The organism is Bradyrhizobium sp. McL0615, from assembly GCF_049993905.1.
Lineage (GTDB): Bacteria > Pseudomonadota > Alphaproteobacteria > Rhizobiales > Xanthobacteraceae > Bradyrhizobium.
This window is the reverse complement of record NZ_CP188254.1, coordinates 7,334,023-7,360,945: the sequence shown is the minus strand read 5'-3', so window position 1 is coordinate 7,360,945 and position 26,923 is coordinate 7,334,023. Positions and strand designations below refer to the sequence as shown.

The window sequence follows — 26,923 nt, the reverse complement described above, 5'->3', positions numbered from 1 at the left end:
CATTTCGGTGGCCTATCCGAACGGCGCGCGGTGATCGCCCAGGATGGTCCGCGCGGCGTTATGGCCGGGGGCGCCGGTGACGCCGCCGCCAGGGTGGGCGCCCGAGCCACAATGGTAGAGGCCCTTCAGCGGCCCGCGATAATCGGCATGGCCCAGCATCGGCCGCGCCGAGAACAATTGGTTCAATGTCAGGGCGCCGTGAAAAATGTCGCCGCCGAGCAGGCCGAACTGCCGCTCGAGGTCGAGCGGCGACAGCACCTGGCGGCCGATCACGCTTCTCCCAAAGCCCGGCGCGAATTGATCCACCGTTGCGATCATGAGGTCGGCGACCTCCTCGCGATGGTCGTCCCATGATTTTCCATCCGGCAATTCCGGCGCGACATGCTGGCAGAACAGGCTCGCGACATGTTGGCCCGCTGGCGCAAGGGAATCGTCGAGCGTCGAGGGGATCAAGAGTTCCACCACCGGCTCGCGGCTCCAGCCATGGCTGCGGGCGTCCTGCCAGGCGCGATCCATGTAACCGAGGCTGGGCGCGAGGATGATGCCGGCTGTGAGATGGTCGCCGGCGCCAGGCAGTGCGCTGAAGGAGGGCAGGGCGTTCAGCGCGACGTTCATGCGAAAAGTGCCGGAGCCGTTGCGCCAGTGCGCGATGCGTTCGAGGAATTCCGGCGCCAGCGCGCCCGACGGCACCAGCCGCGTATACAGCAATTTCGGATTGACGCCGGAGACGACGTATTTCGCGCGGATGGTCTTGCCGTTGTCGAGAACGACGCCGGTGGCGCGGCCGCCCTCGACGATCACTTCGCGCACGCCGGCTTCGGTTTCGATTTCGGCGCCGTGCCCGCGCGCCGCGCGCGCCATCGCTTGCGTGATCGCGCCCATGCCGCCGATGGCGTGGCCCCAAACCCCCTTCTTGCCGTTCACCTCGCCGAACGCATGGTGCAGCATCACATAGGCGGAGCCGCCAGCGTAGGGGCTGGCGTAATTGCCGACGATGGCGTCGAAGCCGAACAGCGCCTTCACCAGGTCGTTCTCGAAACGCTCGTCCAGCATCTCGCCGGCCGAGCGTGTGAAGAGATCGAGCAGATCGCGCTGCTGCTCCAGCGACAGCTTGCGCAGGATGCCGGCGGTGCCCACCGCATTGAAGGCTTCTCGGATCGCGCCGATCCCAAAACCCTCGACGAGGTTCGGCGGCGGGCGCAGCACGAATTGCCGCAGCACGTCGGCAATGGCCTCCAGCTCGCGCGAGAAGATCTCAATGGTGACCGCATCGCGTTCGCTGAGCTTTGCCACCGAAGCCTGTGTGCGGCCTTCGCCGGTCAGGAGATAGCTGCCGCCGGGGGCGGGCAGGAAATTTTGCGCGCGGCGCTCGACGATACGCAGGCCATGTTCGGCGAGCTTCAGGTCGGCAGCAATCTGCGGATTGAGCAGGCTGACCGTATAGGCGGCCACCGAGTTGCGGAAGCCGGGATGGAATTCCTCGGTCACGGCGGCGCCGCCGACCGCCTTGCGGCGCTCTACCACTTTGACGCGCAGGCCGGCCATCGCGAGATAGGCGGCGCAGGTGAGGCCGTTATGCCCCGCCCCAATGATGACAACGTCCGTCTCGTTCATGCCAGCTTCAGCTTCAAGAAGGTTTGATCGGAATCGGCGCGGCGCGCCCTCACCATGCTTTCTTATCCCGCATTGCTCGCCGTGTCGCCCTATGCTCCATTGCGCCCCGCCGGTGGCACTGCCGGAAATCCCGCCACCGGCGCCCGCCGGTTTCCTGCCGGAGTTTTGATGACTTCTCCCGATCCGTCCGCTTTCGCGGACCAGCCTTCCGAAAGCCGGAACCGGCTGGTCCTGATCGTCTACACCGCCGCGATCTTCGTCAGTGCGCTGCTGCTGTTTTCGGTGCAACCATTGTTCACCAAGATGGTGCTGCCGCGGCTCGGCGGCTCGCCGGCGGTGTGGTCGGTGGCGATGGTGTTCTTCCAGTCGCTGCTGCTCGGCGGTTACGCCTATGCGCATTTCTTGATGCAGCTCCGCAACCGCGCCATTCCCGTGGCGATCCATCTGGTGCTGCTCGTGGTCGCGATGCTGACGCTGCCGCTGGCGATCTCGAGCGGGTGGGGCGATCCGCCGACCTCGGGTTACGCGTTCTGGCTGCTCGGCTTGTTTGTGGTGTCGATCGGGCTGCCGTTCTTCGCGCTCGCGGCCAACAATCCGCTGCTGCAGGCCTGGTTCGTCCGCACCGGCCACCCCAACGGCCCTGACCCGTACTTCCTCTATGCTTCCTCGAACATCGGCAGTTTTCTGGCGCTGCTGTCCTATCCGGTGCTGCTGGAGCCGATGTTCACGCTGCGCACGCAAAACCTGATCTGGACCGGCGGCTATGGCTTGCTGATCTTGCTGATCGCAAGCTGCGGCGTATTGCTGCTGCGCTCGCCGGCGAAGGCGGCGGAATTGAACATGCCGGCCGACGATCCCGATGCGCCCGCGCCGTCATGGATTCTGCGCGCGCGCTGGATCTTCCTTGCCGCTGTACCGTCAGGGCTGCTGATCGCGGTCACCGCGCATATTTCCACCGACGTCGCCGCGGCGCCCTTGCTATGGGTGCTGCCGCTGTCGCTCTATCTCTTGACCTGGGTGCTGGTGTTTCAGTCGCATCCGCTGCTACCGCACAAATGGATGCTGTTGGCGCAGCCGCTGGCGATCGCCGGCGTCGTGGTGCTGCTGGCGGTCGGCGGCGAGCAGAATCTGCTGCTGACGCTTGGCGGACATCAGCTCTGCTTCTTCGTGATCGCGATGGCCTGCCACGGCGAACTGGCGCGGACCCGGCCGGCGGCGAAATATCTCACCGGCTTCTATGTCGCGCTGTCGTTCGGCGGCATGGTTGGCGGTCTATTCGCCGGGCTGATTGCACCGTTCACCTTCTCATGGATCGCGGAATATCCGATTTTGCTGGCGCTGGCGGCGTTGTGCCGTCCGATCGGCAATGAGCGGCTGCCGCGCTGGAGCGCATGGTACTGGCCGTTCTTGGCCGTACTCGCGGTCGCGCTGATCGCACCGAGCTATGGCACCGGCAAACTGTTCACCTGGCTCGACACCAACAGGGTCTGGGTGATCGGCGCAGTTGGCGTGCTCTCGGCGCTGATGGCGCTCGGCCTCAACGCCAACCGCTGGAAGATCTTTGCAACCGTTGCAGTAGCGCTGGTGCTGCTGCGCGCTTACCCGTCCGATGACGGACGGGTGGAGACGGTGCGCAGTTTCTTCGGCGTGCACAAGATCGTGGTGACGCCGAACGGCCAGTATCACGTGCTGATGCATGGCACCACGATCCACGGCGCCGAGAAATTCAAGAACGACGACGGCACGCCTGTCAAAGGCCAGCCGGAGCCAATCACCTATTATCACAAGGACGGCGGCATCGGTCAGGCCATCACCGCGATCCGCGAACGCAAGGGCGCGCCATTGCGCGTCGCCGTGATCGGACTCGGCTCCGGCACGCTGGTCTGCGCCTCCGAGCCCGGCGAGGACTGGAAGTTCTTCGAGATCGACCAGACAATGGTCGACACCGCGCGCGACCCGAAATATTTCACCTACATCCAGGTTTGCGAGCCGAACCTCGAACCCGTGATCGGTGATGCACGGCTGACCTTCGCCCGCGAGCCTGACGGCGTCTATGACCTGATCATCGTCGATGCCTATTCGTCGGACGCGATCCCGATTCATCTGGCGACCGAAGAGGCGATGGAAATCTACAAGTCCAAGCTCGCGCCGCAGGGCGCTGTCGTGATGCACGTCTCCAACCGGCATCTGGAGCTTTCCAGCGTCGTCGTCGGCATCGCCGATGCCAACGACATGAAGAGCTGGGTCTACAGCGAGGATTCCGGCCGCGACAATGAATACATCTTCTCGACCTCGGTGGTGGTCTCGGCGCGCGAAGAGGCCGACGTCGGCAAGCTGGCGTCGTCGGACAAATGGGCGCTGACCGAAGCCGAGGATCACCAGCGGGTCTGGACCGACGATTATTCCAACGTGCTGGGCGCGGTATGGCGGCGGCTCAGGAACGGCGAGGAATGAACGGCGAGAGGTAGAATTTGGAGGCCTGCATGTCGGCTTGGCGCGTTCTGATCGGGATGGTGGTGGTCTTGATGATGACCGGACAAGTCAGCGCAGCGGAAGATTTTCTCGCGGGCCCCCGTCTCTATGCCGACGTGGCCCGGTACGCCTCCTTCGGCTCGCACCGGTTTGGCTCGCCCGGCGACCGCGCCACCACCGACTGGATCGCCGGCGAATTACAGGCGGCCGGCTTCAGGGTCGAGTTCCAGCCGGTGGTCCTCGGCCGGCAGTATTTCGTTGAAAGCGCGACCGCCGTGGTAGAGGGCACCAGCGTCGACGCAACGCCGTTCTGGTGGCCCCCTGAGGACAAGAGTTCGTTTCGCCTCTCCGCGCCCATCGCGCGCGAGGGCGAGCTCGGCGGCAAGATATTGGTTGTTGAATTGCCCTATGATCGCGGTGCCTATCTCGGCCCGGCCCATCGCTCGACGATCGCGCAAGCTGTGGCGCGCGGCCCGGCGGCGATCCTGCTGGTCGTCGGTAACCCCGGCGAGGACCGCTTCGCCTACAATGTCACGCAGGAGGATACGCCTTGGCCGGTGCCCGTGATGGTCGTCGCCGCAAAGGACAAGGGCCTTTTCGAGCGGGCGATAGCCTCGGGCGCGCCGGTCACCATCGACGTCGCCGGTCGCTATGAGCGCAATGTCGCAGGACGCAATGTCGTTGCGCGGCTCGGCGCAGGCAAGGGGCCTGCCATCGTCGTGTCCACGCCGATGACGGGCTGGTACAGTTGCGTTTGCGAGCGCGGGCCGGGGATCGCCAATTTTCTGGCGCTGGCCCGCTCCGTTGCGGCGGAAAAGCGGCCTGACGATTTCGTCTTTGTCGCCACTGCCGGCCATGAAATTGGTCACGGCGGCATGGAGTTGTTTCTCAAGCAGGGTGCGCCACCGCCGCAGGACACGCTGGCCTGGGTGCACCTTGGTGCATCCAACGCCTGCTACGCCTGGGCCTTGGGCCCGCAGGGGTTCGTGCGGGAAGACAGGGTCGATGACGCGCTGCGTTTGATCGTGCTTAGTCCCTCCGCCCGGGCGCTCGTCGGCGAAACGTTCACCGCAGTCAAGGCGAATCGTCTGGTCGCGGAGAAGCAGGCCATTGGCGAGTTGCGCGACGTGCATGCGGCGGGCTATCGAAATTTTTTCGGCGTGGCCGGCTTGCATCGCTTCTTCCACACGCCATCCGATGATCTCCGCACCACCAGTCCGGAGATTCTCGAACCGGTGGCTCGCGCTTTCGCCGAAGCCGTGCGCAAGGTCGCGGAACGCGGGGAACGCGCGTTCAAGTAGGGGCCCCGCGCATTGCGGTTAACCCGGAAGCATCTATGCTTCGGAGTTCTCATGAGATGAACGGAAATCCGTCATGGCCAATTTCACCCCCGTATCGGCCGCGATCGGCGGCGCACTGATAGGGCTTTCGGCCGTCCTGCTGATGCTGTCGACCGGCCGGATCGCCGGCATCAGCGGCATCTTCAGTGGGCTGTTGAATCTGCGCGGAGAGGACAAGGGCTGGCGCATCGCCTTCGTCGCCGGGCTCATTCTCGCGCCGATCCTCGCAGGCCTGATCGGTTACGGCATGGCGCAGCCCAAGCTGCCATCGAACTGGGCCGTCATTGTCGCAGCGGGACTGCTGGTCGGGTTCGGCACCCGGCTCGGCGGCGGCTGCACCTCCGGTCACGGCATCTGCGGAATAGCGCGGCTATCCCCGCGCTCGATCGCCGCCACCATCGTCTTCATGGTGACGGCGGTCATTACGGTGGCGGTCACCCGCCACGTGTTGGGAGGCTAAGCCATGTGGATCATCGCTCCCTTGTTGTGCGGCCTGATCTTTGGCGCGGGCCTGCTGATTTCAGGCATGGTGCAGCCGACCAAGGTTTTGGGCTTTCTGGACATCTTCGGCGCGTGGGATCCGAGCCTTGCCGTGGTGATGGCTGCGGCGCTCACGGTATCGGTGCCCGGCTTCAAGCTGGCTGATCGCGGCACCCAGCCGTGGTTTGCCGGGCAATATTTTCGGCCGGACAAATCGGGAATCGATCTGCCGCTGATCGCGGGCGCCGCGCTGTTCGGAATCGGGTGGGGCCTTGTCGGGTTATGCCCGGGGCCGGCGCTGGAGAGCCTGGCGACGCTGTCGCCCGGGGTCATCGTCTTCGTCGTCGCGATGGCCGCCGGCATGGTGGCGCACGACGCCTGGCAACAGTCGCGGCTGACGGCACAACGCGACCGACAGCTTGCGAGTGCGGCCGACGGCTGAGATTGCGGCCGCGATGAACGCGCTGGCTAGTTCTGGTAGCTGAACAGTCCGCGCGGCTGATACGTCTGCCGTGGCTGATAGTAGTAGCCCTGCGGCGCCGGCGCGTAGCCGCGGTTGTCGTTATATTGCTGCTGCGGTTGCTGCTGATAGGCCTGGGTGTCGTAGGTACGGCGGCCCGGCGCGGGATAACGCGCTTCGTTCGAAGAACCATCGGCGGGATAAATGTAGCCATCGTCGGCCCGCGCCACCGGCGCCAAGCGCTGCTGCGGCGGCGTGGTCACGACGGGATCGCTGGCGGAGTCGTATTGCTGTTCATATTGCGGTTGCGGGGCGCGACGTGCGACGGCCGTATTGGCGCGCCGCGGGTTGCGCGCCAGTGCCACCTGGGAGGAGCCGGTCAGCGTCACCGTGGTATTGAGCACGCCTTCCTGCTTGACCAAATCCCAGAGCTTTGAGGCATTCTCGCGCGACAGTCGCACGCAGCCATGTGAGGCCGGGCTGCCGAGACGGTTGACGGAGTCGGTGCCGTGAATGGCGTGGCCGATCTTCGTGAAGAAGATCGAATGCGGCATTGGCGCGTCGTCGAATTCCTTGGAGTAGTGGTCCTCTTCCATCCGGAAGGCGCGGAAGCTGCCGTTCGGGGTTTCGTAGGAGGGGAGGCCTGATGATACCGGCCAGCGGTAACGCTCGACACCGTCGACGGCGACGGACATCTGCTGGTTATCCTTATCCACGGTAATGGCGACTTTGGCTTGGGCGGCGCCCGAGGCGAACAGCGTCAGGGCGGCAACGGCAATGAGGAAGGAACGCATTTTACTTTTGGCCTCCAGGCCTTTGAACGAAAGCTGCCGGCTCTCTCCGTCCCCGGCATGCACTATGCCCGGAAACCTCTATTGGTTCCAGTGTCCCGCGCGGGCAATCGTTAACGCCCGCCGCGGCGCAAACAAGGCGGCAGGACGGCGCAATCGGCGGCAAAGTGCTGACATTTTCGCGAGCGGAGGTAAGACGGCACGCCCGAGCCCCGTAGCCCGGATGAGCGCAAGCGATATCCGGGACAGGTGCGCACGTCATCCCGGATGTCGCTTGCGCTCATCCGGGCTACAGATCCCGTCAGTTCTTCAGCCGGTAACCGGTGCGGAAAATCCACCACACCAGGGCCATGCAGATGGCGAGGAAGCCCAGCGTCATGCCGAGGCTCAAGGCCACGCTGACGTCGGCGATCTCGTAAAAACTCCAGCGGAATCCCGAGATCAGATACACCACCGGATTGAGCATTGTGATGGTGCGCCAGCCCGAGGGCAGCATGTTCACGGAGTAGAAGCTGCCGCCGAGGAAGGTCAGCGGCGTCACCACCAGCATCGGGATCATCTGCAGTTTCTCGAAGCCGTCGGCCCAGATGCCGATGACGAAGCCGAACAGGCTGAAGGTCACCGCAGTCAGCACCAGGAAAGTCAGCATCCACCAGGGATGCAGGATATGCAGCGGCACGAACAGCGCCGCGGTAGCCAGAATGATCAGGCCGAGGATGATGGATTTGGTCGCCGCCGCGCCGACATAGCCGATGACGATTTCGTAAAAGGAAATCGGCGCCGACAATATTTCGTAGATGGTGCCGACGAATTTTGGGAAGTAGATGCCGAACGAGGCGTTGGCGATGCTCTGTGTCAATACCGACAGCATGACGAGCCCCGGCACGATGAAGGTCCCGTAGCTGACGCCCTCGACCTCGGTAATGCGCGAACCGATCGCTGCGCCGAACACCACGAAATAGAGCGAGGTGGAGACCACCGGCGAGACGATGCTCTGCAGCAACGTGCGCCAGGTGCGGGCCATTTCGAACAGATAGATGGCGCGGATCGCACGGTAATTCATGGCGCCCTCACCAGGCTGACGAAGATGTCTTCCAGCGATGACTGGCGGGTATCGAGGTCCGAGATGCGGATGCCGGCATTGCGGAGGTCTCCGAGCAGGCTGGTGATGCCGGTGCGGTCGCCCTTGGTGTCGTAGTCGTAGATCACGGCGTGGCCATCGTCGGACAGTTCGAGATTGTAGGCCGCGAGCGCGGCGGGGATCGCATCGATCCTGCCTTGCAGATGTACCTTCAACTCCTTCTTGCCGAGCTTCTGCATCAGCCCGGCCTTGTCCTCGACCAGGATGATCTCACCCTTGTTGATGACGCCGATGCGGTCGGCCATCTCCTCGGCTTCCTCGATGTAGTGCGTGGTCAGGATGATGGTGACGCCCGAGGCCTGCAGCGCGCGCACCACTTCCCACATGCCTTTGCGCAACTCGACGTCGACGCCCGCGGTCGGCTCGTCGAGGAACAGGATCTTCGGCTCGTGCGACAGCGCTTTTGCGATCATCACGCGGCGCTTCATGCCGCCGGAGAGCGTGATGATCTTGGAATCTTTCTTGTCCCACAGCGACAGGTCTTTCAGGACCTTTTCAATATGGGCCGGGTTCTTCGGCTTGCCGAACAGGCCGCGGCTGAAGCTGACGGTCGCCCACACCGTTTCAAATGAGTCCGTGTGCAGTTCCTGCGGCACCAGCCCGATCATCGAGCGCGCGGCGCGATAATCCCGGTTGATGTCGTGGCCGCCGACGGTGACGCTGCCTTCGCTCAGATTGGCGATGCCGCAGACGATGCTGATCAGCGTGGTCTTGCCCGCGCCATTCGGCCCGAGCAGCGCGAAGATCTCACCGGACTTGATGTCCAGATTGATGTTGTTCAGCGCCTTGAAACCGGAGCCGTAGGTCTTGGAGAGATTTGAGACGGATATGATGGGCGGCATCGCGAGCATGGCAGCCTGAAATGGATGTGTGGCGAACGACACAGCGGCGCTTTCGGCCGGATCGACGCGGGGAGGGGTGGGAACCGGGAGATAGGAACGCTGTGCCGCTTATGCAATCGCGTGGGGAAAAATTCTCGTCCCTACACCCGCTCGACGAAACTATCGACCACCTTCTTCTCGCCGGCCTTCTCGAACGCGATCGTTAGCTTGTTGCCGTCGATCTTCACCACGTTGCCGTAGCCGAATTTCTGATGAAACACGCGGTCGTCGAGCGAGAATTCCGAAATTGTGCCGGTGGATTTCGCGACCAGCTCGCCTTCGATCACCATCGGGCCGCGCTTGTTGCGCGAGAAGCCGCCGCCCGAGAAGGTGTCGCCGCCCGCGCCCGCATCGCTGCGCGAGCCGGAAAACGGCGATTGGCTTTCCTCAAAGCCGCCGCGGGCCTGTCCGCGACCACCCTGGCTTCGGTTGCGATTGGCTTGCGCGCGCTGCCAGCCCGGCGTCGCGTAGCTGGAGCCGAAGGATTCGACGTTGTCGAAGCGCGACGGGCCATAGCCGCCGCTGCCGCCCCAACCGGAGCCGCCCTTGGATTCCGTGATCTCGACATTGGCCGACGGCAATTCGTCGAGGAAGCGCGACGGGATCGTGGTCGACCACGTGCCGTGGATGCGGCGGTTGGTGGCGAAATAGAGCTTTGCGCGGCGGCGCGCACGCGTGAGGCCGACATGGGCGAGGCGGCGCTCTTCCTCGAGGCCGGCGCGGCCCTGTTCATCCAGCGTGCGCTGGCTCGGGAACAGGCCTTCCTCCCAGCCGGGCAGGAAGACGTTGTCGAATTCCAGCCCCTTGGCCGAATGCAACGTCATCAGCGACACCGCTTCGTCCGCGGCGCCGCCGTCGCGGTCCATCACCAGCGAGATGTGTTCTAGAAAACCTTGCAGGTTCTCGAACTCTTCCATTGAGCGCACGAGTTCCTTGAGGTTATCCAGCCGGCCGGCGGCATCGGCCGAGCGGTCCTTCTGCCACATCTCGGTATAGCCGCTCTCGTCGAGCACGATTTCGGCGAGCTCGGTGTGTGATGTCACCTCGCGCTGCGCGCGCCAGCGGTCGAAATGCAGGATGAGATCGCGTAACGACCCGCGCGCCTTCGGTTTCAGTTCGTCGGTCTCGACCACGGCACGCGCCGCCTCGAACAGGGGAATGCGGCGCTTGCGGGCGTGGTCGTGCAGCATCTGCACGGTGGCGTCGCCGAGCCCGCGCTTCGGGACATTGATGATGCGCTCGAAGGCGAGATCGTCGGCGGGCGAATTGATCGTGCGCAAATAGGCCAGCGCGTCGCGGATTTCGGCGCGCTCATAGAACCGCGGACCGCCGATCACGCGATAGGGCAAGCCAAGCGTGACGAAACGGTCTTCGAACTCGCGCATCTGGAACGAGGCCCGCACCAGGATCGCGACCTCGTTGAGGTTTTCACCAGCACGCTGCAATTCCTCGATCTCTTCGCCAATGGCGCGGGCTTCCTCTTCCGAATCCCAGGAGCCGGTGACGGTCACCTTCTCGCCATCGACGTCCTCTGTGCGCAGCGTCTTGCCGAGACGGCCTTCATTGTGCGCGATTAGATGCGAGGCGGCGGCGAGGATGTGGCCGGTGGAGCGGTAATTGCGTTCGAGGCGGATGACTTTTGCGCCGGGAAAATCGTGATCGAAGCGCAGGATGTTGTCGACCTCCGCGCCGCGCCAGCCATAGATCGACTGGTCGTCGTCGCCGACGCAGCAGATGTTCTTGAGGGGAGCGGCGGCGCTCTTCTCCCTCTCCCCGCCTGCGGGGAGAGGGTCGGGGTGAGGGGCTCCCTCAACGAGCGCAGTCTGCGGAGAGTCCCCCTCACCCGATGCACTTCGTGCATCGTCCTCTCCCCGCAAGCGGGGCGAGGTTAGATCTCCCGGAATGATCGCTGACAGCGGCACGCCGGGCCGCGACGGCGCCTGCGACAGCAGCCGCAGCCACAGATACTGCGCGACGTTGGTGTCCTGATATTCGTCGACCAGAATGAACTTGAACCGGTTCTGGTACTGCCGCAGCACGTCGGGGTGCTCGCGGAACAGCCGGATGTTCTCCAGCAGGAGATCGCCGAAATCGGCGGCGTTGAGAATCTTCAGCCGCTCCTGATAGCTGGCGTAGAGCTTGCCGCCCTTGCCGTTGCCGAACATCGCGGCTTCGCCCGCCGGCACCTGCGAAGGCGTCAGCCCGCGGTTCTTCCAGCCGTCGATCAGCCCGGCCAGCATGCGCGCCGGCCAGCGCTTGTCGTCGATGTTCTCGGCCTGCAGAAGCTGCTTGAGCAGCCGCACCTGATCGTCGACGTCGAGCACGGTGAAATTGGATTTGAGCTGCACCAGTTCGGCATGGAAACGCAGGATGCGGCCGCCGATCGAGTGGAAGGTGCCGAGCCACGGCATGCCCTCCACGGCCTGGCCGAGCATCTGGCCGAGGCGCAGCTTCATCTCTCGCGCGGCCTTGTTGGTGAAGGTCACCGACAGGATTTCCTGCGGCCGCGCCCGGCCCTGGCTCAGGATGTGGGCGATGCGCGTGGTCAGCACACGGGTCTTGCCGGTGCCGGCGCCGGCCAGCACCAGAACCGGTCCGTCCAGCGTCTCAACCGCGTCGCGCTGTTCGGGATTGAGGCCGTTGAGATATTGCGGGCCGGCCGCGGCCCGCGCACGCGCGGCGATGCCGCCAGCCGCTGGCTGGTGCTCGGGGACGCCGCGATGGGGCAGTTTGCTCGGCTCGGTCATGCTCGAATCGTCTTGGCCCCACGATGGCACCGTGAGGCGGTAAAGGGGAGCCTTCATAGCAGGGATTAAGGGCCATATAGGGCCTGTCCGGCCGTTTTGACAGGTTTTATCCCGGCACTTTTGCAGGACCGGATTTCGAGGCAGCCCGCGATTTTGTTCCGCCGGAATCGTCAAATTTCGCGGTTTCGTGGCCCGGAACCATCATTCGCGGCCCGGATTGGTCCTGCAGGCGATGCGCGACGCTGCAGTCGCGGCCATCGCGAGAGCAACAGCCAATCGAGGTCGTGTCATGCTGAGCTGGGTCGTTACGTTTCTGGTCGTCGCGTTGATCGCGGGTGTTCTGGGCTTCGGCGGCATCGCCGGCGCTTCCGTCGAAATCGCCAAGGCGATCTTCTTTATCGCCGTGATCCTGTTTCTGATCTCGGCGGTGGTCGGACTGGTGCGCGGACGCAGTAACGTCTGACGCCCGATTCGCACGCTATTTCGGGGGCATCGCTACTTTCCGGCCGATGCCCTCGGGACGTGGCACGGCGGCATGCGAATCCACCACTGCCTGGATGCGGGCGCCAATATCGGGCGGAAAGGCCGCGACCTTTCGCGCATTCATGTCCATATGGAGCGTCATGTTTTCCGACGTCGCGGAGAGCCAGCCTTCGGTTGCGTGCCGCAATTCCTCGAATGTGTGCAGCCGCTTCTCATCATGACCTAACAGATAAACCGAAATCTGAACGGGATCGCCGAGGTGTATCTCGCGCAGATAGCGAACATGGCATTCGGCGGTGAAGGTCGAGCCGTGGCGTTCCTTCATGTAGGCCGGCCCGATCCCGAGTTGCAGCCACATTTCGTCGATCGCGCGGTCCATCATGACGTTGTAGTAGGCCATGTTGAGATGGCCGTTGTAGTCGATCCATTGCGGTTCGATCTGCATCACCGAGGACAGAAATGGGGCCGGCGGTAACGGCATATCCTTCAGATTGTCGCTGCTGGCGGCAACGGTCGTCATCATCCATCCCTTTGTTTTTGCGGGTCTCTTGACCCCCCTTATATCCTTTGCCACGGTCCGCTCAAATTCGGGAGGAATTTGGCGTGGCGACGACGATATCAGGACATGTGAAGCGGCCGGAGCCGCAGGCGCTGGCGAGCGCCATCGAGGCGCTGGCGGCGCGATTCGGCAACCGGCTGATCACCTCGCAAGCGGTGCGCGAGCAGCACGCCCATACCACCACCTGGCTGCCGACCCAGCCGCCGGATGCGGTGGTGATGGCGCAGGAAACGTCCGACATCCAGGACGTGGTGCGGATCTGCGCCAAACATTCCGTTCCCGTGATTGCCTTCGGCACCGGCACTTCGCTGGAGGGCCAGGTCAACGCGCCGGCCGGCGGCGTCTGCATCGATCTGCGCGATATGAACCAAATTCTCGCCGTCCACGCTGAGGATCTGGACTGCGTGATCCAACCCGGTGTGACCCGCAAGGCGCTGAACGAACATTTGCGCGACCAGGGCTTGTTCTTCCCGATCGATCCCGGCGCCGACGCTTCGCTCGGTGGCATGGCCTCGACGCGGGCCTCCGGCACCAACGCGGTGCGCTACGGCACCATGCGCGACAACGTGCTGGCGCTCAAAGTGGTGCGCGGCGACGGCGCGATCATCACGACCGGCACGCGGGCAAAAAAATCCTCAGCCGGTTACGATCTGACGCATCTGTTCGTCGGCGCCGAAGGCACGCTCGGCATCATCACCGAACTCACCATGAAACTGCGCGGCATCCCCGAGACGATCGCGGCCGCCGCCTGTTCATTCGAGACGGTGCGCGGCGCCTGTCAGGCCACGATCCTTGCCATCCAGACCGGCATTCCGCTGGCGCGGATCGAACTGCTCAATGCCGAGCAGGTCCGCGCCTGCAACGCCTATTCCAAGCTGACCCTGCCGGAGACGCCGCTGCTGCTGCTGGAATTCCACGGCAGCGAGGTCGAGGTGGCCGAGCAGTCGAGGAATTTCAGCGAGATCGCCAAGGAATGCGGCGGCGGCGATTTCACTTGGACCACCAAGCCCGAGGATCGCACAAAACTCTGGCAGGCCCGCCATGACGCCTATTGGTCGGTGAAGGCGCTGCGGCCCGGGGCGGGGGTGGTCGCGACCGACGTCTGCGTACCGATCTCGCGGCTGGCCGATTGCGTTACCGAGACCGAGGACGATCTGAAGCGGCTTGGCCTGCTGTCGCCGATCGTCGGCCATGTCGGCGACGGCAATTTCCACTGCTCGCTGGTCTGCGACGTCGACAACGCGGAAGAAATGGCGCGCGGCGAGGACTTCATGCATCGCCTGGTCGAGCGGGCGCAGGCGATGGGTGGCACCTGCACCGGCGAACACGGCATCGGGCAGGGCAAGCAGAAATACCTCAAGGCCGAATTGGGCCCCGAGGCGATCGATGCCATGCGCGCGCTGAAGCAGGCGCTAGATCCGCAGAACATTTTCAACCCGGGCAAGATCGTGCCGGCGGAATAGGGCGCGCTCAAAGCCGCCTGAAAGCAAATTCAGTGGCGTCATTGACCGGTGTCCACCTTGCCTGGCAAAGCGGACCTCGAAGGTCGGGACTGGTATGTTTGTTAGTGACCCAAACAAAACCTGAGCCGTCGCAGCACGCAGCGTGCGTTTCTGATGGCAGATTTCTTTAGTGACCGCGGATACAGACCAAATGAGTCACTTCCGCGTGGGCAATGCCATGGATGGTAATTCCGACTGTTAAGGGATGTCGGCCATGGCAACGAGCAGAACGCCGGGAACAAGAATGTCGAAAAACCAGTGCAACCCGGGCCGCCTTGTGCTGTCTTCCGTATTGGCTGCCATTGTTGCTCTCACAACGTCAGCAAGCGCACAGAACAAACCGCAAGCTTCGTCACTCAAAACCTGCGCAATGCAGCTGACTGGCGAAATTGTGACCGACGACAACAGCGCCGCGAACATCATCGGCACGTTTGGTCAACAGGCGCTGCACGGCGAGACACGGCTCAATGCACTGGAACGCGGGCACCACTTGTACTGCCTGGACGATCAGGGAACCTGGAGGGCCATAGGCGCAAACACCAATCCGGCGGACACCCGAGAGTTGGAGCTGGTACGCGCCACGATGGCGCGCGTTGACGATGCGGCCAAGGTCTTGGGCATCGAAAAAGAACTGAAAGCCATGACGAAGAGGCACGGGCTTGGTGGTGGACCGGCGTTGGTCTCGATCGGCCCAATGAAGCCGGCAACCCAGCCCGGCATGTTCGCGGCCTTCTACAACCTCTTCGTTTTGAACGTGGACAAGGCGGCTGTCGATGCAGCCACAGTCGATGTCGCTGTCCACGAAGCACTCGGGCATTACATGTTTTACATGTCGTGCAACGCGGCGAAAGGTGCCGGCTGCCGTGCCAACCCACTGACAGCGGTCTGGTCCATTGCCGAGGAAGCCGACGCCTATGCCAAGCACATCGCCTATGCAGTGTACCTACGTGAGGCAAAGCAGCAGGCCGTCGCGCATGTTACTCAAGCGCTTCGGGCTTACGACAAAAAACGCTATATCGACATCGCCGATGATCTGCTCCGCACACGACCCGAATTCGCCGCCACGATGCGTGCCGACGGAGCCGTGCCGAGGGAGTACACGGCTTTGCTGTTCGAGCAGTTCATGCTGCGGCCGTTGCCACATTATCTCCGCGTCGCAGCAGGCCGCCAGCGCCCGTTTGGCACCGACAAGGATATCGCCGGCAGCATCGACAGCGCTACAGGCTATCTCGAAGATTCGGACCGAAAACGTATTGTGGATGCGTTTCGAAACAGTTCGCTTTACGGTGCGCTCAAAGGACAGGAGAAACTCTCAATGGGAAGCGTTGAAAGGTTATTGGCCAACACGAATGAGGCGTTAAAGTGAGACTTCCCTTCTGGCACTTTTGGGACATGCTCACTGATTTTGACGTGGTGAATCGCCCTCTGCCGTCCTATGCAACGCTCACTTTCATGGCTTCGGCTGCGGGCATTCGTTGACGACCCGTCCGACCGGCGGCCGGCCTTGGAGTTTCATGATGGCCGCAAAGCGAACATTGGGCGATTAACGAGGCTATCTGAAACCTGTAATCATCCGATGTTAAACATCCGATGATTGCCAGGAAGTCTGCTTGCGTGCTAAGCGGTCTCTTCACCTGTGCAAACAAGCAGGGAGTGAGGAGAGCGCGTGGCCAGGACGCGGCTGAACGCCGTAGACAAGCCGATCAAGCCCGGCCGCATCGGGGCCGTGCTTGCGACACTTGGCCGCGAGATCGCGCAGGACCGCATTCCGGTCGGCGCTGCACTCCCGCCGGAGCCGGACCTCGAAGCTCGTTTTGGCGTTGGGCGTGGCGTGGTGCGCGAAGTCGTCAAGACGCTCGCCGCGAAGGGCCTTGTCAGCGTGCGGCCGCGCCACGGCACGCATGTCCTGCCCCGTCACCAATGGAGTCTTCTCGATCGCGATGTCCTGAGCTGGCTGGTGGGGCAGGGAGAGCCGGATCGCGAGCTGTTGCTGGCGATCCAGGAAGTCCGTTCCATCATCGAGCCGGCGGCTGCCGCGTTGGCGGCCCAGCGCGCGACCAAGGCTGATCGCGGCCGGATCAACGCCGCGCTTGCGGCGATGGAAACCTCAAAAGATCACGCCAGCGCGACCGCCGCCGACAAGGCATTTCATCTTGCGATCCTGGACGCGACGCATAATCCGGTATTGCAGGGCTTCAGGGGCGCGATCGATACAATCCTCAGCACGGTGTTCGTTGTCGCCATCGGAAGCGCCGGCTGGTTCCAGGACAATCTGCCGAACCACGCGGCCGCGGCGCGCGCGATCGATGCAGGGGACGCCGAGAAGGCGCGGGTCGCGATGGAGCGGGTGCTCGGGTACACGAAATTCAAGATTTCCGACAAGAAGGCTGCAGCCTCCGGCCCCGCACGACATCGGCGCGTCGTGCGCGCGACGGCCAAGGTGAAGGGAAAACGTCAGGTACGGTAATGTAAAGGGACCGCGCTGGCGTTCGATGGGCGGCGAAGCTGTTCCGTAGGCGATAACAACAACAAGGCCGACAAAAAACGTCGGTGTCGTGCGGGGAGATGAAGTGCAGGTGACGACGGAAGCGAAAACCCGGCGACCGTGGATCGTGCGGGGCGTGAATTCGCTCGCCGGGGCCGCGATGTTTGCCGCTCCGCTGCTGGCGCTCGTGGCGGTGTGGGCCATCGTAGTCCCGCTGTTCCAGATCAATCCACGCGTCTTTCCGTCTGTCGGCGCGGTCGGTAGCGCTGCGCTCGAGTCCATCCGTGACGGCACGCTGATCGCCCATATCGGTGCAAGCCTGCTACGCGTTGGCCTCGGCACCCTGATCGGGATCATCACGGCCGTTCCGCTCGGAATCGCGATGGGCGTCAGCCCGGGGGTTGCCGCCTTCCTGACGCCGCTGTTTCGCTTCTTCTCGATTCTCGCCGGCATCGCGTGGATTCCGATCGCGACGCTGTGGTTCGGCTACGGCTTCGGCGCGATCGTGTTCGTCATCTTCAACGCGGTGTTCTTCGTCGTGGCCTACAACACCCTGCTCGGTGTGAAAACGATTCCGCACGCCGTGCGTAACGCGGCGGCTTCGCTCGGCGCCGGGCGCTGGGCATTGCTGACAGAGGTCCTGCTGCCCGGCGCGCTTCCGAATATCGTCACCGGCATCCGCACCGGGCTCGGTTTTGCGTGGCGCGGCCTGATCGCAGCCGAGATGATCGCGACCAATGTCGGTCTTGGTTACATGCTGTTCGTGGCCCGTGACTTCTATCGGACTGAAGTCATCGTGTTCGGCATGATCGTGATCGGCGTGTTGTGGCTGTTGATCGACCGCCTTGCGCTGGTTCCGCTGGAGCGCTCCACCATCGAGCGCTGGGGTATGGTGAGGCGGGCATGAACGTTTTGCTGCAATGCTGGAGCGGGTACATACGGCTGACGCAGCGATGGCCGGGGCTTGCCGCCATCATTCCGTTCATTCCCGTGGTCGCGCTGTGGACCATCGTCGTCGAAGCCGGGGTATTCCCGCGGGTATTTCTGCCTGGACCGCTCGACGTCATCAGGTCATTTGTCACGCTGACTTATAAAGGCATTCTGCCGGATTATCTGCAGGACAGCCTGATCCGTCTTCTCACCGGCGCCGCGCTGGGCATGGCGCTTGGAATTCCACTTGGCGTTCTGATCGGCACCAGCCGATGGGCGCACCGCATCTGCTGGCCGGTTCTGCTGTTCTTTCAGGCTATCGGAGACATTGCCTGGCTTCCGATCCTCCTGATCTGGTTCGGCTTCGGGCTGACGACCATGACGTTTGTGATCGTCTATACCGTGCTCTTTCCGGTGGTGCTCAATACTGTCCTCGGGGTGGAATCGGTGCCGCGCGATCTCGGGCGGGCCGCGCGCAGTCTGGGCGCGTCGCCAGCGCGCGTGCTTTGGGAGGTGACGCTTCCCGGCGCCCTCCCAAATATCATCACGGGCTTGCGCAACGGGCTCGGCTATGGCTGGCGCGCGCTCATCGCGGTCGAGATCATCGTCGGCACCAGCGGTATCGGCTTCATGATGTTCGATGCGCGGCGTGCCGGCTCCACAACGGAAATTCTGCTCGGGATGATCATTCTGGGCCTGCTTTGGTACATCGTGGACGCCTGGATCCTGGCGCCGCTTGAACGCGCAACCGGCCAGCGTTGGGGATTGGTAACATCATGAAGACGCTCTCACTCCGCAATTTGGCCAAGACCTATTTCGATCCTTATGCGGGCGCGCACGTCACGGCGGTCCACGATGTCTCGCTCGACGTCCAGCAGGGCGAGTTCGTTTCAGTCGTCGGTCCGTCCGGCTGCGGCAAGACCACGATCCTCAACATGATCGCCGGCTTCATTCCGTATTCCGGCGGCGAAATTCTGCTCGATGGCAAACCCGTCATCGGGCCCGGCCCAGAACGCGGCGTCGTTTTTCAGTCGTTTGCCTTGTTCCCCTGGAAGACCGTGCTCGACAATGTCGGCTTCGGTCCGAAAATGCGCGGCGTACCGAAACCCGAGCGCGACCGGATTGCTCGGGAGTATCTGGCCCTTGCCGGGCTGTCGCATGCGGCCAACCGGTATCCCAACGAATTGTCCGGCGGCATGCAGCAGCGCGTCGGCGTGGTGCGGGCACTGGCCAACAATCCGGCGGTGCTGCTGATGGATGAGCCCTTTGCCAGCGTCGATGCGCAGACCCGCATGACGTTGCAGGAGGAGCTGACCCGCATCTGGCAGGAACGCCGGCCAACGGTGGTTTTCATCACGCATGACGTGGCCGAAGCGGTCTTTCTGGCCAATCGCGTCATCGTGCTGTCGAAAGGACGCATTCTCGACCAGGTCGACGTCAACTTGCCGCGGCCGCGGGTCTGGGACGACCTCGTCAACGACGATGAATTCAAGCGCCTCTCGGCGAGCGTGCTGCAGATGGTGCGTGCGGCATGAGCCTCATCTCTGAAGCCTTGCGTTCAGGCAAGTTTCGCATTGTCCTCGGTGTCATCGCCGCCTGGGCCGGCTTCCAGCTCTGGCTGACCCTGGCTGCGCCCGCAAAGATTTCACCCGAGCTCGGCGGCACTTCGGAAAAGGTCAATGTCCAGATCGAGCTGCCGTTCACGCCCGAGCGGTTTCACGTTCTGGCGTTCCAGCAATATGGAAGGGTCACCGGCACCGATGACCATTCGATCGAACTGCGTGGTGTCAAACGAACTGACCTCAACGCCGTTGCCCGGCCGTACTGGGTGACGGCGGTGGGCCCGATAAAACAGGGAGGATAACGATGAAACGATTGGTGATGCTTGCGGCAGCGCTCGCGCTTGCCTGGACGCCGGCGGGCGCGCAAACGCTGACGAAGCTCAAGGCCGGCATGGTGACCGGGATCGATCAGATCGGCTTGCCGATCGCGCTCGAACGCGGCTTCTTCGAGAAGAATGGTCTCGATGTTACGATCGCACGGCCTTATGCCACCGGGGTCGACGCTCTCAACGCCCTGCAGGCGGGTGAAAGCGAGATCGTGCAGGTTGGTGTACCCATGATCGGTGCCGTTTTGCGCGGAATGGACCTTGTTGCCCTAGGCAATTACAGCGGCAACGCAACCAAGGCCGGCTCCGACGCCACCGTTGCGATCGTTGCCCGCGAGGGTTCCGGCATCGTCAAGGGGGACCTGTCGAGCTTGCGCGGCAAGAAGATTGCGGCGTCGTTCGGCACCATCAACCATCTCTATATCCTTGCCACCCTCGAGAAGGCCGGGCTGAAACCGGAGGACGTCACGCTGGTGAATACGCCGCCCCCGGACATGACGGTGGCGTTGCTGGCCAAGGGTATCGATGCGTTTTCCGGGTGGGATCCATGGCCGATCGTCGCCGGCAAGGATGTGCCGGGGGCCTTCGAGCTCATTCGCGGTGGCGACGTGATCTCGTATATCGGCTTCAACGTGGCGCTCAGGCCCTGGGTACAGGCCAATGGCGCGACCATCGAGAAATTCCTCGCCGCCGTTTCCGAGGCCGATCAATGGATGCGAAAGAATCCGAAGCTGGCCGCTCAGGTTGCGACAAGGTGGATCCCCGGGCTCAAGCAAGAAATCGCCGAAGCGGCCATGCAGTTCAATATCCAGCAAGCGGATCGTCGATTATCAGCCAACAATTATCGCGCGCTTTACAGCGCCGAAGAACGCCTGGCCAAGCTTGGAATCCTGAAATCCACTTTCGATGTCAACGCACACATCGAGCCAAAGTACATTTTGAAGGTGATGAAGGATCATCCGGAGCTGTTTTCCGACCTGCCGCCAATTCCTGAGGCGGCGGCTATCGGACCGGGATACGTCTTCAAACCCTGAAAATGCAGCCGATATCCCGTCGGATGAATCGTAAGTCTTGGCCAGCGGACCAGCGTCCGCTGGCCATTTGGTCCGCGCGAGAACCGGAGGTTGACTTCCGCTCCTGACCTGGTCGAACGTACGCCACCTCGACAGTTGGCCGTGAAAAGCGTCACTGAGCCTGCGGATGGGAGTGAGGACATGATCATCAATCCGGATCACGTGACGATAGCAGTGTCGGACGCCGACACGGCGATCAAGTTTTTCGCGCTTCTCGGCTTCAGAAAGGATCACGTCGCGACGATCGATGGTGGCGTTCCCGCTCGGTACATGGGCATGCCGGCTATGAAGGCACAGCACATAACCCTTGTGCTCGAAGGAGCGAAGCCGCATTTCGAGATCCAGTTGCTGGCGTTCGAACAGCCCCCGGCGACAGATCCGGGCGCCCATCCGACCAATCTGCGAAAGCTGGGCTTCAATCATATCGCGTTCCGCGTCGACGACATCGAGGCCACCACCGCTCACCTCGTGGCCAACGGTATAAAGATGTTGAGCGATGAGATGGACTACATCAGCCGAAAGCTGCGGCTCTTCGAGGGACCCGAGGGCATCACCTTCGAGCTGGTCCAGCGGGACGATTAGAAACTATCCCAAGAGCGACCGCCATTGACTGAGAAAGTCCGATTGGGCTCTTCATGAGCAGCTGATTCATCGTCGGGTCGATTGCGGCGCTGCACCCGACCCGCGGTATCCGGCTTATGCCGCGCCGCCAGGAGAACGCTGGTCGATCCTCACCCGCTGATCTTGATCCCGGTGCGCTCGCCAATCGCCGCGAAGCGCTTCAGCTCTCTCTCGACGATGTCGCGCGAGCTCTCCGGCGTGTTCGGGCCGTCCCAGGCCTGCATGCCGGCGTTGACGAAACGCTCGCGCGTCTGCCCGTGCGTCAGCGCTGCGACGCTGGACCGGTTGAGGCGCGCCGTGAGCTCGGCCGACAGACCCGCAGGGCTGTGCAGCAGATAGAAGATGCTCAGTTCCATATCCCTCAGGCCCAGTTCCGCGAAGGTCGGAACGTCGGGAAATGCGGGAAAGCGTTGTGCGCTCGTAACGGCGAGCGGCCGTACCAGATTGCCCTGCATCTGGCCGGCGGCCGAGCCGAGCGATGCGACGCCCCACGCGGTCTCACCTTTGGCGACGCTAAGCACTGCTGGCGCACCGCCGCGATAAGGAACGTGCTGCGATCGCACTCCGTTGCCGAGCGCATGTTTCAGCATTTCCGCGGCAATGTGCGGGATCGAACCCGGGCCTGAGCTCGAATAGTCGAGTGATGCGGATTGTTCGGAGCGCAGGATGTTGAACGCATCCTGCGCATGCTGTGCGGGGAAGTCCGGTTTCACGATGAACACCATCGGCGCCGTACAGATGGTCGAAATCCAGGTGAAGTCAGCCAGCGGCCGGTAGCGCGTGCCGGATTCGTGCATGCTCGGCCAAATCGCAAATGACGAGGACTCCGAGATCATCAGAGAGTAGCCGTCGGCCGGCTGGCGCGCGAGCCACGTGGTGGCGACCGTGCCGCTCGCGCCGGCGCGATTTTCGACGATCAGCCTCGCATTTGTGCCGAGGCTAGGCGCCATCTGGTCGATCATCAGCCGAGCCGCGACGTCGGTCGAACCGCCGGGACCGTAGCCGTTGCTGATGGTGATCGGGCGATCCGGGTATCCATCCTGGGCCCGGGAGGCGGTCGTCGTTAGCAGCGTCGCGCCGGCCCCCAGCAGAACATCCCTGCGTTTCATCGGCATTCCCTCGGTTGCGCTCTCTGGCTCTTGGCGTCGAGCATAGTCCCATCAAATATCCTTCCACCAGCGCCAGGTCGCAGCCATGGCCAGCAAGCCGAGAACGCCGGTCACGGCCGTAGCGTTGTGAGCGCCGATGCGGTCTGCGAGCCAGCCCAGCCACACAAAGCCGATCGGCCCCGTGCCGATGCAGACGGTCAAAACGCCCAGGATACGCGAGCGCATTTCCGGCGGCGCGGCGAGATAGACCAGGGTCGCCTGCATCGTTCCGAATCCCGCGCCACCCAGTCCCGTCAGCAGCAATGCCGCGCCCGCCAGCGCCGGGCTTTGGACCAGCGCAAAAATGACCACCATGACCAGGTAGCAGACGACGCCGCCAAGATAGGCCCGGCCGTACCATCTCGGGGTCAGCCAGAACGCCAGCAGCAGCGCGCCCGCGAAGGCGCCGATGCCGTCCATGGTCGCCAGCAGGCCAACGCCTTCGGGGCCCAGATGCAAGCGGTCGCGCCCGATGACGGGGATCATGCTGGTAAAGGGCCATGCGAAGAGATTGTAGATCACGGTGACGACCAGCACGCCGATCAGCCTTCTGTCGCCGCGCACCAGAACGAGCCCCTCGCCAATCCGCGCCAGCACGGCGCCGGATCCTGCGGCGCGGGGAATGCGTGAGTGGATGGTCAGGATCGCCAACAGCGCGGTGCCATACATCAGCACGCTCAGGATAAAGGCGCCCTGGATGCCTGTGCCGGCGAGGAGAAATCCGCCGACGGCAGGGCCGATCATGCGGGTTGCGTTGCTGGCGCCGACATCCAGCGACATCGCGGTGCCGACCTTTTCGCGGCCCACGACTTCGCCCATCATCACCCGGCGCACCGGGTTGTCGGTGGACCAGCCGCAGCCGTTGATGAAGCTGGCGACGGCGAGATGCCAAACCTCGAGCTGCCCGCCCAGGTCCAGAACGGCGAGCACGGCTGATGTGCCGCTCATGAGCAGCACGACGAGGAACAGAGTTCGGTCGCGATCAAAACGCTCCGCGAGCGCCCCGAGAAAAATCCCGAAGAGACCCATCGGAAGAAGACGGAGCATGGTCATCATCGAGACCAGAAACGCCGAATCGGTGCGCTGGTAGACGACAATCCCGACCACGATGGTTTCCAGCCAGCGCACGGTGGCGACGATCAGGCCGACATACCACAAACGCCAGAAGTCCGGGGCCTCGATGATCCGCCGGAACGGCGTGCTTCTCACGGGATTGCTTCCTCTGCGGGGACTGCTTGCCCCTTAGGTTTGCACTATTGGAAACCCGCGGCACTAAACAAGCCCTTTTCAACAAAAGGCAGAATTTTCGGAAAGGATTCTTGGTGGGGGTCGGCGAGCCCTGAACCGCATTACCTTCCGGAATCGCTGATCGTCTCTCCGATGGCTTTCAGAGAGGTGGCGGACCGAGCCCCGCCGATCAGGAATTGGCGATCAGCTATGTCTGGCTGTTCTCGGCAGCAGCAGTAGCATCGGCGGTGGGACTGGTCGCGGTATTCGTCTTGCTGCCCGCATCAGGGGGCGCGTCAAAAAACTGGCGGTGCCCGGAATGTCGGTCTGCCGCCTTCGCTGAAACCGCTGGTGGTGGCCGAAGTCCTGCAACGTCGTTGTTCGCCTTAAGGTTGTACATTGTGGCGGCTATCGCAGTTTCGCTCCAAACATAGCCTCGTTTCACCACTGCGCCGCCCGACTTAAACATCGTCGCGCCCGAACTGCGCTCTTCTGCTTGTTGCCGCAACATGTGTTGCGAGTGCGTGCGCGAAGAGGTGCGTTGATGCGTTTTGCTTCCTGGGGGTTTGTTGCCGCTTGCGGCTTTTTACTGGCAGGTCCGGCGGCGAAGGCTGCCGAGATCCGGATTCCGGACCTGCCTTCGCCCCAATACGACTGGACGGGGTTCTATGCGGGTGTTTACGGCGGCGGAGCGTTTGCGGCGTGGGCTGCTGATTACTGCCGAAATGGTGCTTGCCGTCATGCAGACGGGCAAGCGAGCGGCTTCGCCGTCGGCGTCTACGGCGGCTACAATCATCAGTTTGCCAACCGCTTTGTGATCGGCGGCGAACTCGACTGGGGTAAATCCACGTCGTCACGGGACGAGCTCGTCTTTGGCGACAGTGCGTTGTTGTCGAGTTTCGGCGCATTCGGCTCGGCTCGCCTGCGCGCCGGCTACGCGTTCGACCGCCTGCTGGCCTATGGCGCCGTCGGCGTCGGCTTCGCCAGCATCAGCAACGGCTACCGCTATACGATCCAGAAGGGCTGCGACACCCTGCAGCAGGCGATCTGGGACGAACAGGTCAAGGCCGGACTGATCGTGGGCGGCGGCTTCGAGTACGCTTTCACCAAGCATTTTGTCGGGCGCGGTGAATATCTCTACGCCGATTATGGCAGCGTCACGCTGTCCAGTAAGGACCGCACGCGGGCTGAATTCCGCAACGAGATGCATCTCGTGCGCGTCGGTGCCAGCTACCGTTTCTGATATCTAGCTGTGGATGATCCGGCAGCGATTGGCTGCCGGGTCGTCGGCTTCTCCAGGCGCCCTATTGGACGTGCGGCGCGGTAATCGCCTTGCGGATCGCCGCGAGCGGCGCGCTGTCGTCGAATTCAATATCTTCGCCAAGACGCTTCAACCCGAGGTCGCGCCACAGCGCGGCGAGGTCCGGCGACACCGGCTTCGGCCCCATCTCGTTGTGAAGCCGGGTCATCACGTCGACCCCGACGGCCTTGTCGGCGGTTGCAAGAATGCGCTCGATCGGCCAGTCCTGCTCGTGATTGCCGCCGGCGGCGAGCACGCCGCGCATCGCGTCCTGCAGGCCGAGCCGATTGTTGGTTCGTTTTCGGATTTCGACATCGGCCAGCAGGCAGAACATCGCGCCGCCCCAGTATTTGCGCCCCCAGGTGGGCGTGTTGTCGAGGCCCTCGTCGCCGGCCTGCGGCAAACCTTTCGGCATGTCGCGCATCATCGCCTGCCAGATTTCCCGCGCGTCAAGGTCTCCGGCCTGCGCCCGCGCGACCGGTTCGACATAGACGGCCAGTCCCTCCGACAGCCAGGCGTAGCGATCGGGCATATCGGGCAGGGCGGTGTGCACCATCTCGTGCACCATCACCCAGTCGCGCTGCAAGACATCCTCGGTGGAATCGCGGCCAAGCGGAACGCGGATGGCGGCGCCGCGATAGCCCCACGTCGTGCCGCCGCGAATGCGTCCGCCATCGACGGGCACCAATAATAGCCGCAGCGAGGCGACGGGAAATCGTCCGTAATAGGCCGTGACGGCCCGAGCCGACATCCTGATCCAGCCCAGCAATTTTTCTTTGGGTAGCGTGATGTCGCCCGGCGCGAACGCGACATGGATGGTGCCGCCTGATACGTCGAGATCGGTCCTGGGCAGCCGGTCGAATGCATCGTAGGGCATGCGGTCGCCCCGCATATATTCCGATTGTGCGTCGGCGCGGAACGACAGGGCGCTTGCCAGCATCGCGGCGAGGAGGGTTACGGCAACGGTCCAGCGAAAGGCGCCGGCGGCTTTCATCTCAGTACGCTCCCAGGACCGGAGCCGATCGGTGCTGCTCGGTGCCTTGCGCGATGAACGCGGCGGCCTGCTCGTGGAGATCGTCAAGCATGGCGGCGAGCAAGGCTTCGCCCTTGGCCGATGTCGCACGGGTCGGATCGCCAAAGCTGCCGGAGCGGCTGTAATTCGGCGAGTTCGGGTCCGATGGCGTCAACGCGCCCGGCGTCTCCTGTTTCAGGGCGGGGCTGGCTTCGGCGCGCCTCATGTCGACCAGATGCGGCGCCAGCGCCAGCATCAGCGATGTCTCCAGTTCGTCGGCATGGCTGCCATGGCTCTGTTCGGCCAATTGCCTTGCCACGCGGGGATAGCGTGGACCTTCGTGGATCCACAGATGCTTGACCCGCTCACTCGCCAGCCGCATCAGGGCACGGTCGACCGGCGCCAGTGTACTGATCCCGGTATTGAGCACGAGCAGTTTTGGGCATCCGCTGCCGAGTATCTGTCCGGCTACCTCGCGCACCAGCGCCTCGAAGGTCGAAATCGACAGGCTGCTGCTGCCGGCATATTCGACGAAGGCGGGGTAATGGCCGTAGGTCAGCGTCGGCCAGATCAGCGCGTCGATCTTTTCCGCCATTCTGCCGGCGAGCCATTCGGCCTGAATGCGATCGGTATTGAGGGGGAGGTGGTAGCCGTGCTGCTTGGCCGCGGCGCCGATCGGCAATATTGCCGCCGCGCCATCTCCGATGCGCCGCGCGACTTCATCCCAATGCATGCGCTCGATGAAATGGTGATCGGTGTCTTTTCCCAT

25 protein-coding genes are annotated in these 26,923 nt (G+C 63.2%); 15 read left to right on the top strand and 10 right to left on the bottom strand.

Annotated elements, in window-relative coordinates:
- Positions 1-12 precede the first annotated feature (12 nt).
- On the bottom strand, positions 13-1,614 hold the full coding sequence (locus ACPPVP_RS35370) for a phytoene desaturase family protein (RefSeq protein WP_426528182.1): 1,602 nt from the start codon (positions 1,612-1,614) through the stop codon (positions 13-15).
- A 168-nt stretch (positions 1,615-1,782) separates the two neighbouring features.
- Between ACPPVP_RS35370 and ACPPVP_RS35365 the strand changes: the two genes are divergently transcribed.
- The 4 genes from ACPPVP_RS35365 (at position 1,783) to ACPPVP_RS35350 (ending at position 6,348) form a co-directional block, all read left to right on the top strand.
- Positions 1,783-4,068, top strand: a complete 2,286-nt coding sequence (locus ACPPVP_RS35365; RefSeq protein WP_426528181.1) for a fused MFS/spermidine synthase — start codon at positions 1,783-1,785, stop codon at positions 4,066-4,068.
- Between the two features lie 29 nt (positions 4,069-4,097).
- A complete protein-coding gene (locus ACPPVP_RS35360) occupies positions 4,098-5,387 on the top strand; it encodes a hypothetical protein (protein ID WP_426528180.1) in 1,290 nt (429 codons plus the stop codon).
- A 73-nt stretch (positions 5,388-5,460) separates the two neighbouring features.
- Positions 5,461-5,886: a YeeE/YedE family protein gene (locus ACPPVP_RS35355; protein WP_426528179.1), complete on the top strand. Its 426-nt coding sequence runs from the start codon at positions 5,461-5,463 to the stop codon at positions 5,884-5,886.
- A gap of 3 nt (positions 5,887-5,889) precedes the next feature.
- Positions 5,890-6,348 carry a DUF6691 family protein gene (locus ACPPVP_RS35350; protein WP_426528178.1) on the top strand — a complete coding sequence of 153 codons (459 nt, stop codon included), beginning with the start codon at positions 5,890-5,892 and terminating at the stop codon, positions 6,346-6,348.
- A gap of 26 nt (positions 6,349-6,374) precedes the next feature.
- Here ACPPVP_RS35350 and ACPPVP_RS35345 read toward each other — a convergent pair whose 3' ends face one another.
- The 4 genes from ACPPVP_RS35345 to ACPPVP_RS35330 all read right to left on the bottom strand — a co-directional run bounded on the left by ACPPVP_RS35345 (position 6,375) and on the right by ACPPVP_RS35330 (position 11,926).
- Positions 6,375-7,160: a L,D-transpeptidase family protein gene (locus ACPPVP_RS35345; RefSeq protein WP_426528177.1), complete on the bottom strand. Its 786-nt coding sequence runs from the start codon at positions 7,158-7,160 to the stop codon at positions 6,375-6,377.
- Positions 7,161-7,458: 298 nt separating this feature from the next.
- Positions 7,459-8,220, bottom strand: a complete 762-nt coding sequence (locus ACPPVP_RS35340; protein WP_426528176.1) for an ABC transporter permease — start codon at positions 8,218-8,220, stop codon at positions 7,459-7,461.
- Positions 8,217-9,140, bottom strand: coding sequence for an ABC transporter ATP-binding protein (locus tag ACPPVP_RS35335; protein WP_426538221.1), 924 nt, complete (start codon positions 9,138-9,140; stop codon positions 8,217-8,219). The genes ACPPVP_RS35340 and ACPPVP_RS35335 overlap by 4 nt, the downstream gene beginning before the upstream one ends.
- 140 nt (positions 9,141-9,280) lie before the next feature.
- Positions 9,281-11,926, bottom strand: coding sequence for an ATP-dependent helicase (locus tag ACPPVP_RS35330; protein WP_426528175.1), 2,646 nt, complete (start codon positions 11,924-11,926; stop codon positions 9,281-9,283).
- Between the two features lie 289 nt (positions 11,927-12,215).
- Between ACPPVP_RS35330 and ACPPVP_RS35325 the strand changes: the two genes are divergently transcribed.
- Positions 12,216-12,389, top strand: a complete 174-nt coding sequence (locus tag ACPPVP_RS35325; protein ID WP_426528174.1) for a DUF1328 domain-containing protein — start codon at positions 12,216-12,218, stop codon at positions 12,387-12,389.
- 15 nt (positions 12,390-12,404) lie between these two features.
- Here ACPPVP_RS35325 and ACPPVP_RS35320 read toward each other — a convergent pair whose 3' ends face one another.
- Positions 12,405-12,890 (bottom strand): thioesterase family protein, encoded by a 486-nt coding sequence (locus ACPPVP_RS35320; protein ID WP_426538219.1) that lies wholly within the window; start codon positions 12,888-12,890, stop codon positions 12,405-12,407.
- 122 nt (positions 12,891-13,012) lie between these two features.
- On the opposite strand from ACPPVP_RS35320, the gene ACPPVP_RS35315 reads away from it, so the two are divergent.
- The 9 genes from ACPPVP_RS35315 (at position 13,013) to ACPPVP_RS35275 (ending at position 21,428) form a co-directional block, all read left to right on the top strand.
- A complete protein-coding gene (locus ACPPVP_RS35315) occupies positions 13,013-14,431 on the top strand; it encodes an FAD-binding oxidoreductase (RefSeq protein ID WP_426528173.1) in 1,419 nt (472 codons plus the stop codon).
- Between the two features lie 283 nt (positions 14,432-14,714).
- Positions 14,715-15,836 carry a hypothetical protein gene (locus ACPPVP_RS35310; protein ID WP_426528172.1) on the top strand — a complete coding sequence of 374 codons (1,122 nt, stop codon included), beginning with the start codon at positions 14,715-14,717 and terminating at the stop codon, positions 15,834-15,836.
- A gap of 300 nt (positions 15,837-16,136) precedes the next feature.
- Positions 16,137-16,937: a FadR/GntR family transcriptional regulator gene (locus tag ACPPVP_RS35305; RefSeq protein ID WP_426528171.1), complete on the top strand. Its 801-nt coding sequence runs from the start codon at positions 16,137-16,139 to the stop codon at positions 16,935-16,937.
- A gap of 103 nt (positions 16,938-17,040) precedes the next feature.
- Entirely contained in the window at positions 17,041-17,862 is an 822-nt protein-coding gene (locus tag ACPPVP_RS35300; RefSeq protein WP_426528170.1) for an ABC transporter permease, read from the top strand.
- On the top strand, positions 17,859-18,665 hold the full coding sequence (locus tag ACPPVP_RS35295; RefSeq protein WP_426528169.1) for an ABC transporter permease: 807 nt from the start codon (positions 17,859-17,861) through the stop codon (positions 18,663-18,665). Before ACPPVP_RS35300 ends, ACPPVP_RS35295 begins: the two co-directional genes overlap by 4 nt.
- Entirely contained in the window at positions 18,662-19,420 is a 759-nt protein-coding gene (locus tag ACPPVP_RS35290; protein ID WP_426528168.1) for an ABC transporter ATP-binding protein, read from the top strand. The genes ACPPVP_RS35295 and ACPPVP_RS35290 overlap by 4 nt, the downstream gene beginning before the upstream one ends.
- The gene (locus ACPPVP_RS35285; RefSeq protein ID WP_426528167.1) at positions 19,417-19,749 is read left to right on the top strand and encodes a hypothetical protein; all 333 of its coding nucleotides are present in this window, start codon (positions 19,417-19,419) and stop codon (positions 19,747-19,749) included. The genes ACPPVP_RS35290 and ACPPVP_RS35285 overlap by 4 nt, the downstream gene beginning before the upstream one ends.
- Positions 19,750-19,751: 2 nt before the next feature.
- Complete coding sequence (locus ACPPVP_RS35280; RefSeq protein WP_426528166.1) at positions 19,752-20,807, top strand: ABC transporter substrate-binding protein; 1,056 nt, start codon at positions 19,752-19,754, stop codon at positions 20,805-20,807.
- 180 nt (positions 20,808-20,987) lie between these two features.
- A complete protein-coding gene (locus tag ACPPVP_RS35275) occupies positions 20,988-21,428 on the top strand; it encodes a VOC family protein (protein ID WP_426528165.1) in 441 nt (146 codons plus the stop codon).
- Between the two features lie 149 nt (positions 21,429-21,577).
- On the opposite strand, the gene ACPPVP_RS35270 is transcribed toward ACPPVP_RS35275, so the two are convergent.
- Both ACPPVP_RS35270 and ACPPVP_RS35265 read right to left on the bottom strand, forming a co-directional pair.
- Complete coding sequence (locus ACPPVP_RS35270) at positions 21,578-22,576, bottom strand: Bug family tripartite tricarboxylate transporter substrate binding protein (protein WP_426528164.1); 999 nt, start codon at positions 22,574-22,576, stop codon at positions 21,578-21,580.
- Between the two features lie 51 nt (positions 22,577-22,627).
- Positions 22,628-23,824 carry an MFS transporter gene (locus tag ACPPVP_RS35265; RefSeq protein ID WP_426528163.1) on the bottom strand — a complete coding sequence of 399 codons (1,197 nt, stop codon included), beginning with the start codon at positions 23,822-23,824 and terminating at the stop codon, positions 22,628-22,630.
- A 562-nt stretch (positions 23,825-24,386) separates the two neighbouring features.
- On the opposite strand from ACPPVP_RS35265, the gene ACPPVP_RS35260 reads away from it, so the two are divergent.
- Entirely contained in the window at positions 24,387-25,085 is a 699-nt protein-coding gene (locus ACPPVP_RS35260; RefSeq protein WP_426528162.1) for an outer membrane protein, read from the top strand.
- A gap of 61 nt (positions 25,086-25,146) precedes the next feature.
- On the opposite strand, the gene ACPPVP_RS35255 is transcribed toward ACPPVP_RS35260, so the two are convergent.
- Positions 25,147-26,136 (bottom strand): hypothetical protein, encoded by a 990-nt coding sequence (locus ACPPVP_RS35255; protein ID WP_426528161.1) that lies wholly within the window; start codon positions 26,134-26,136, stop codon positions 25,147-25,149.
- 1 nt (position 26,137) lies between these two features.
- Positions 26,138-26,923, bottom strand: a complete 786-nt coding sequence (locus tag ACPPVP_RS35250; RefSeq protein ID WP_426528160.1) for a creatininase family protein — start codon at positions 26,921-26,923, stop codon at positions 26,138-26,140.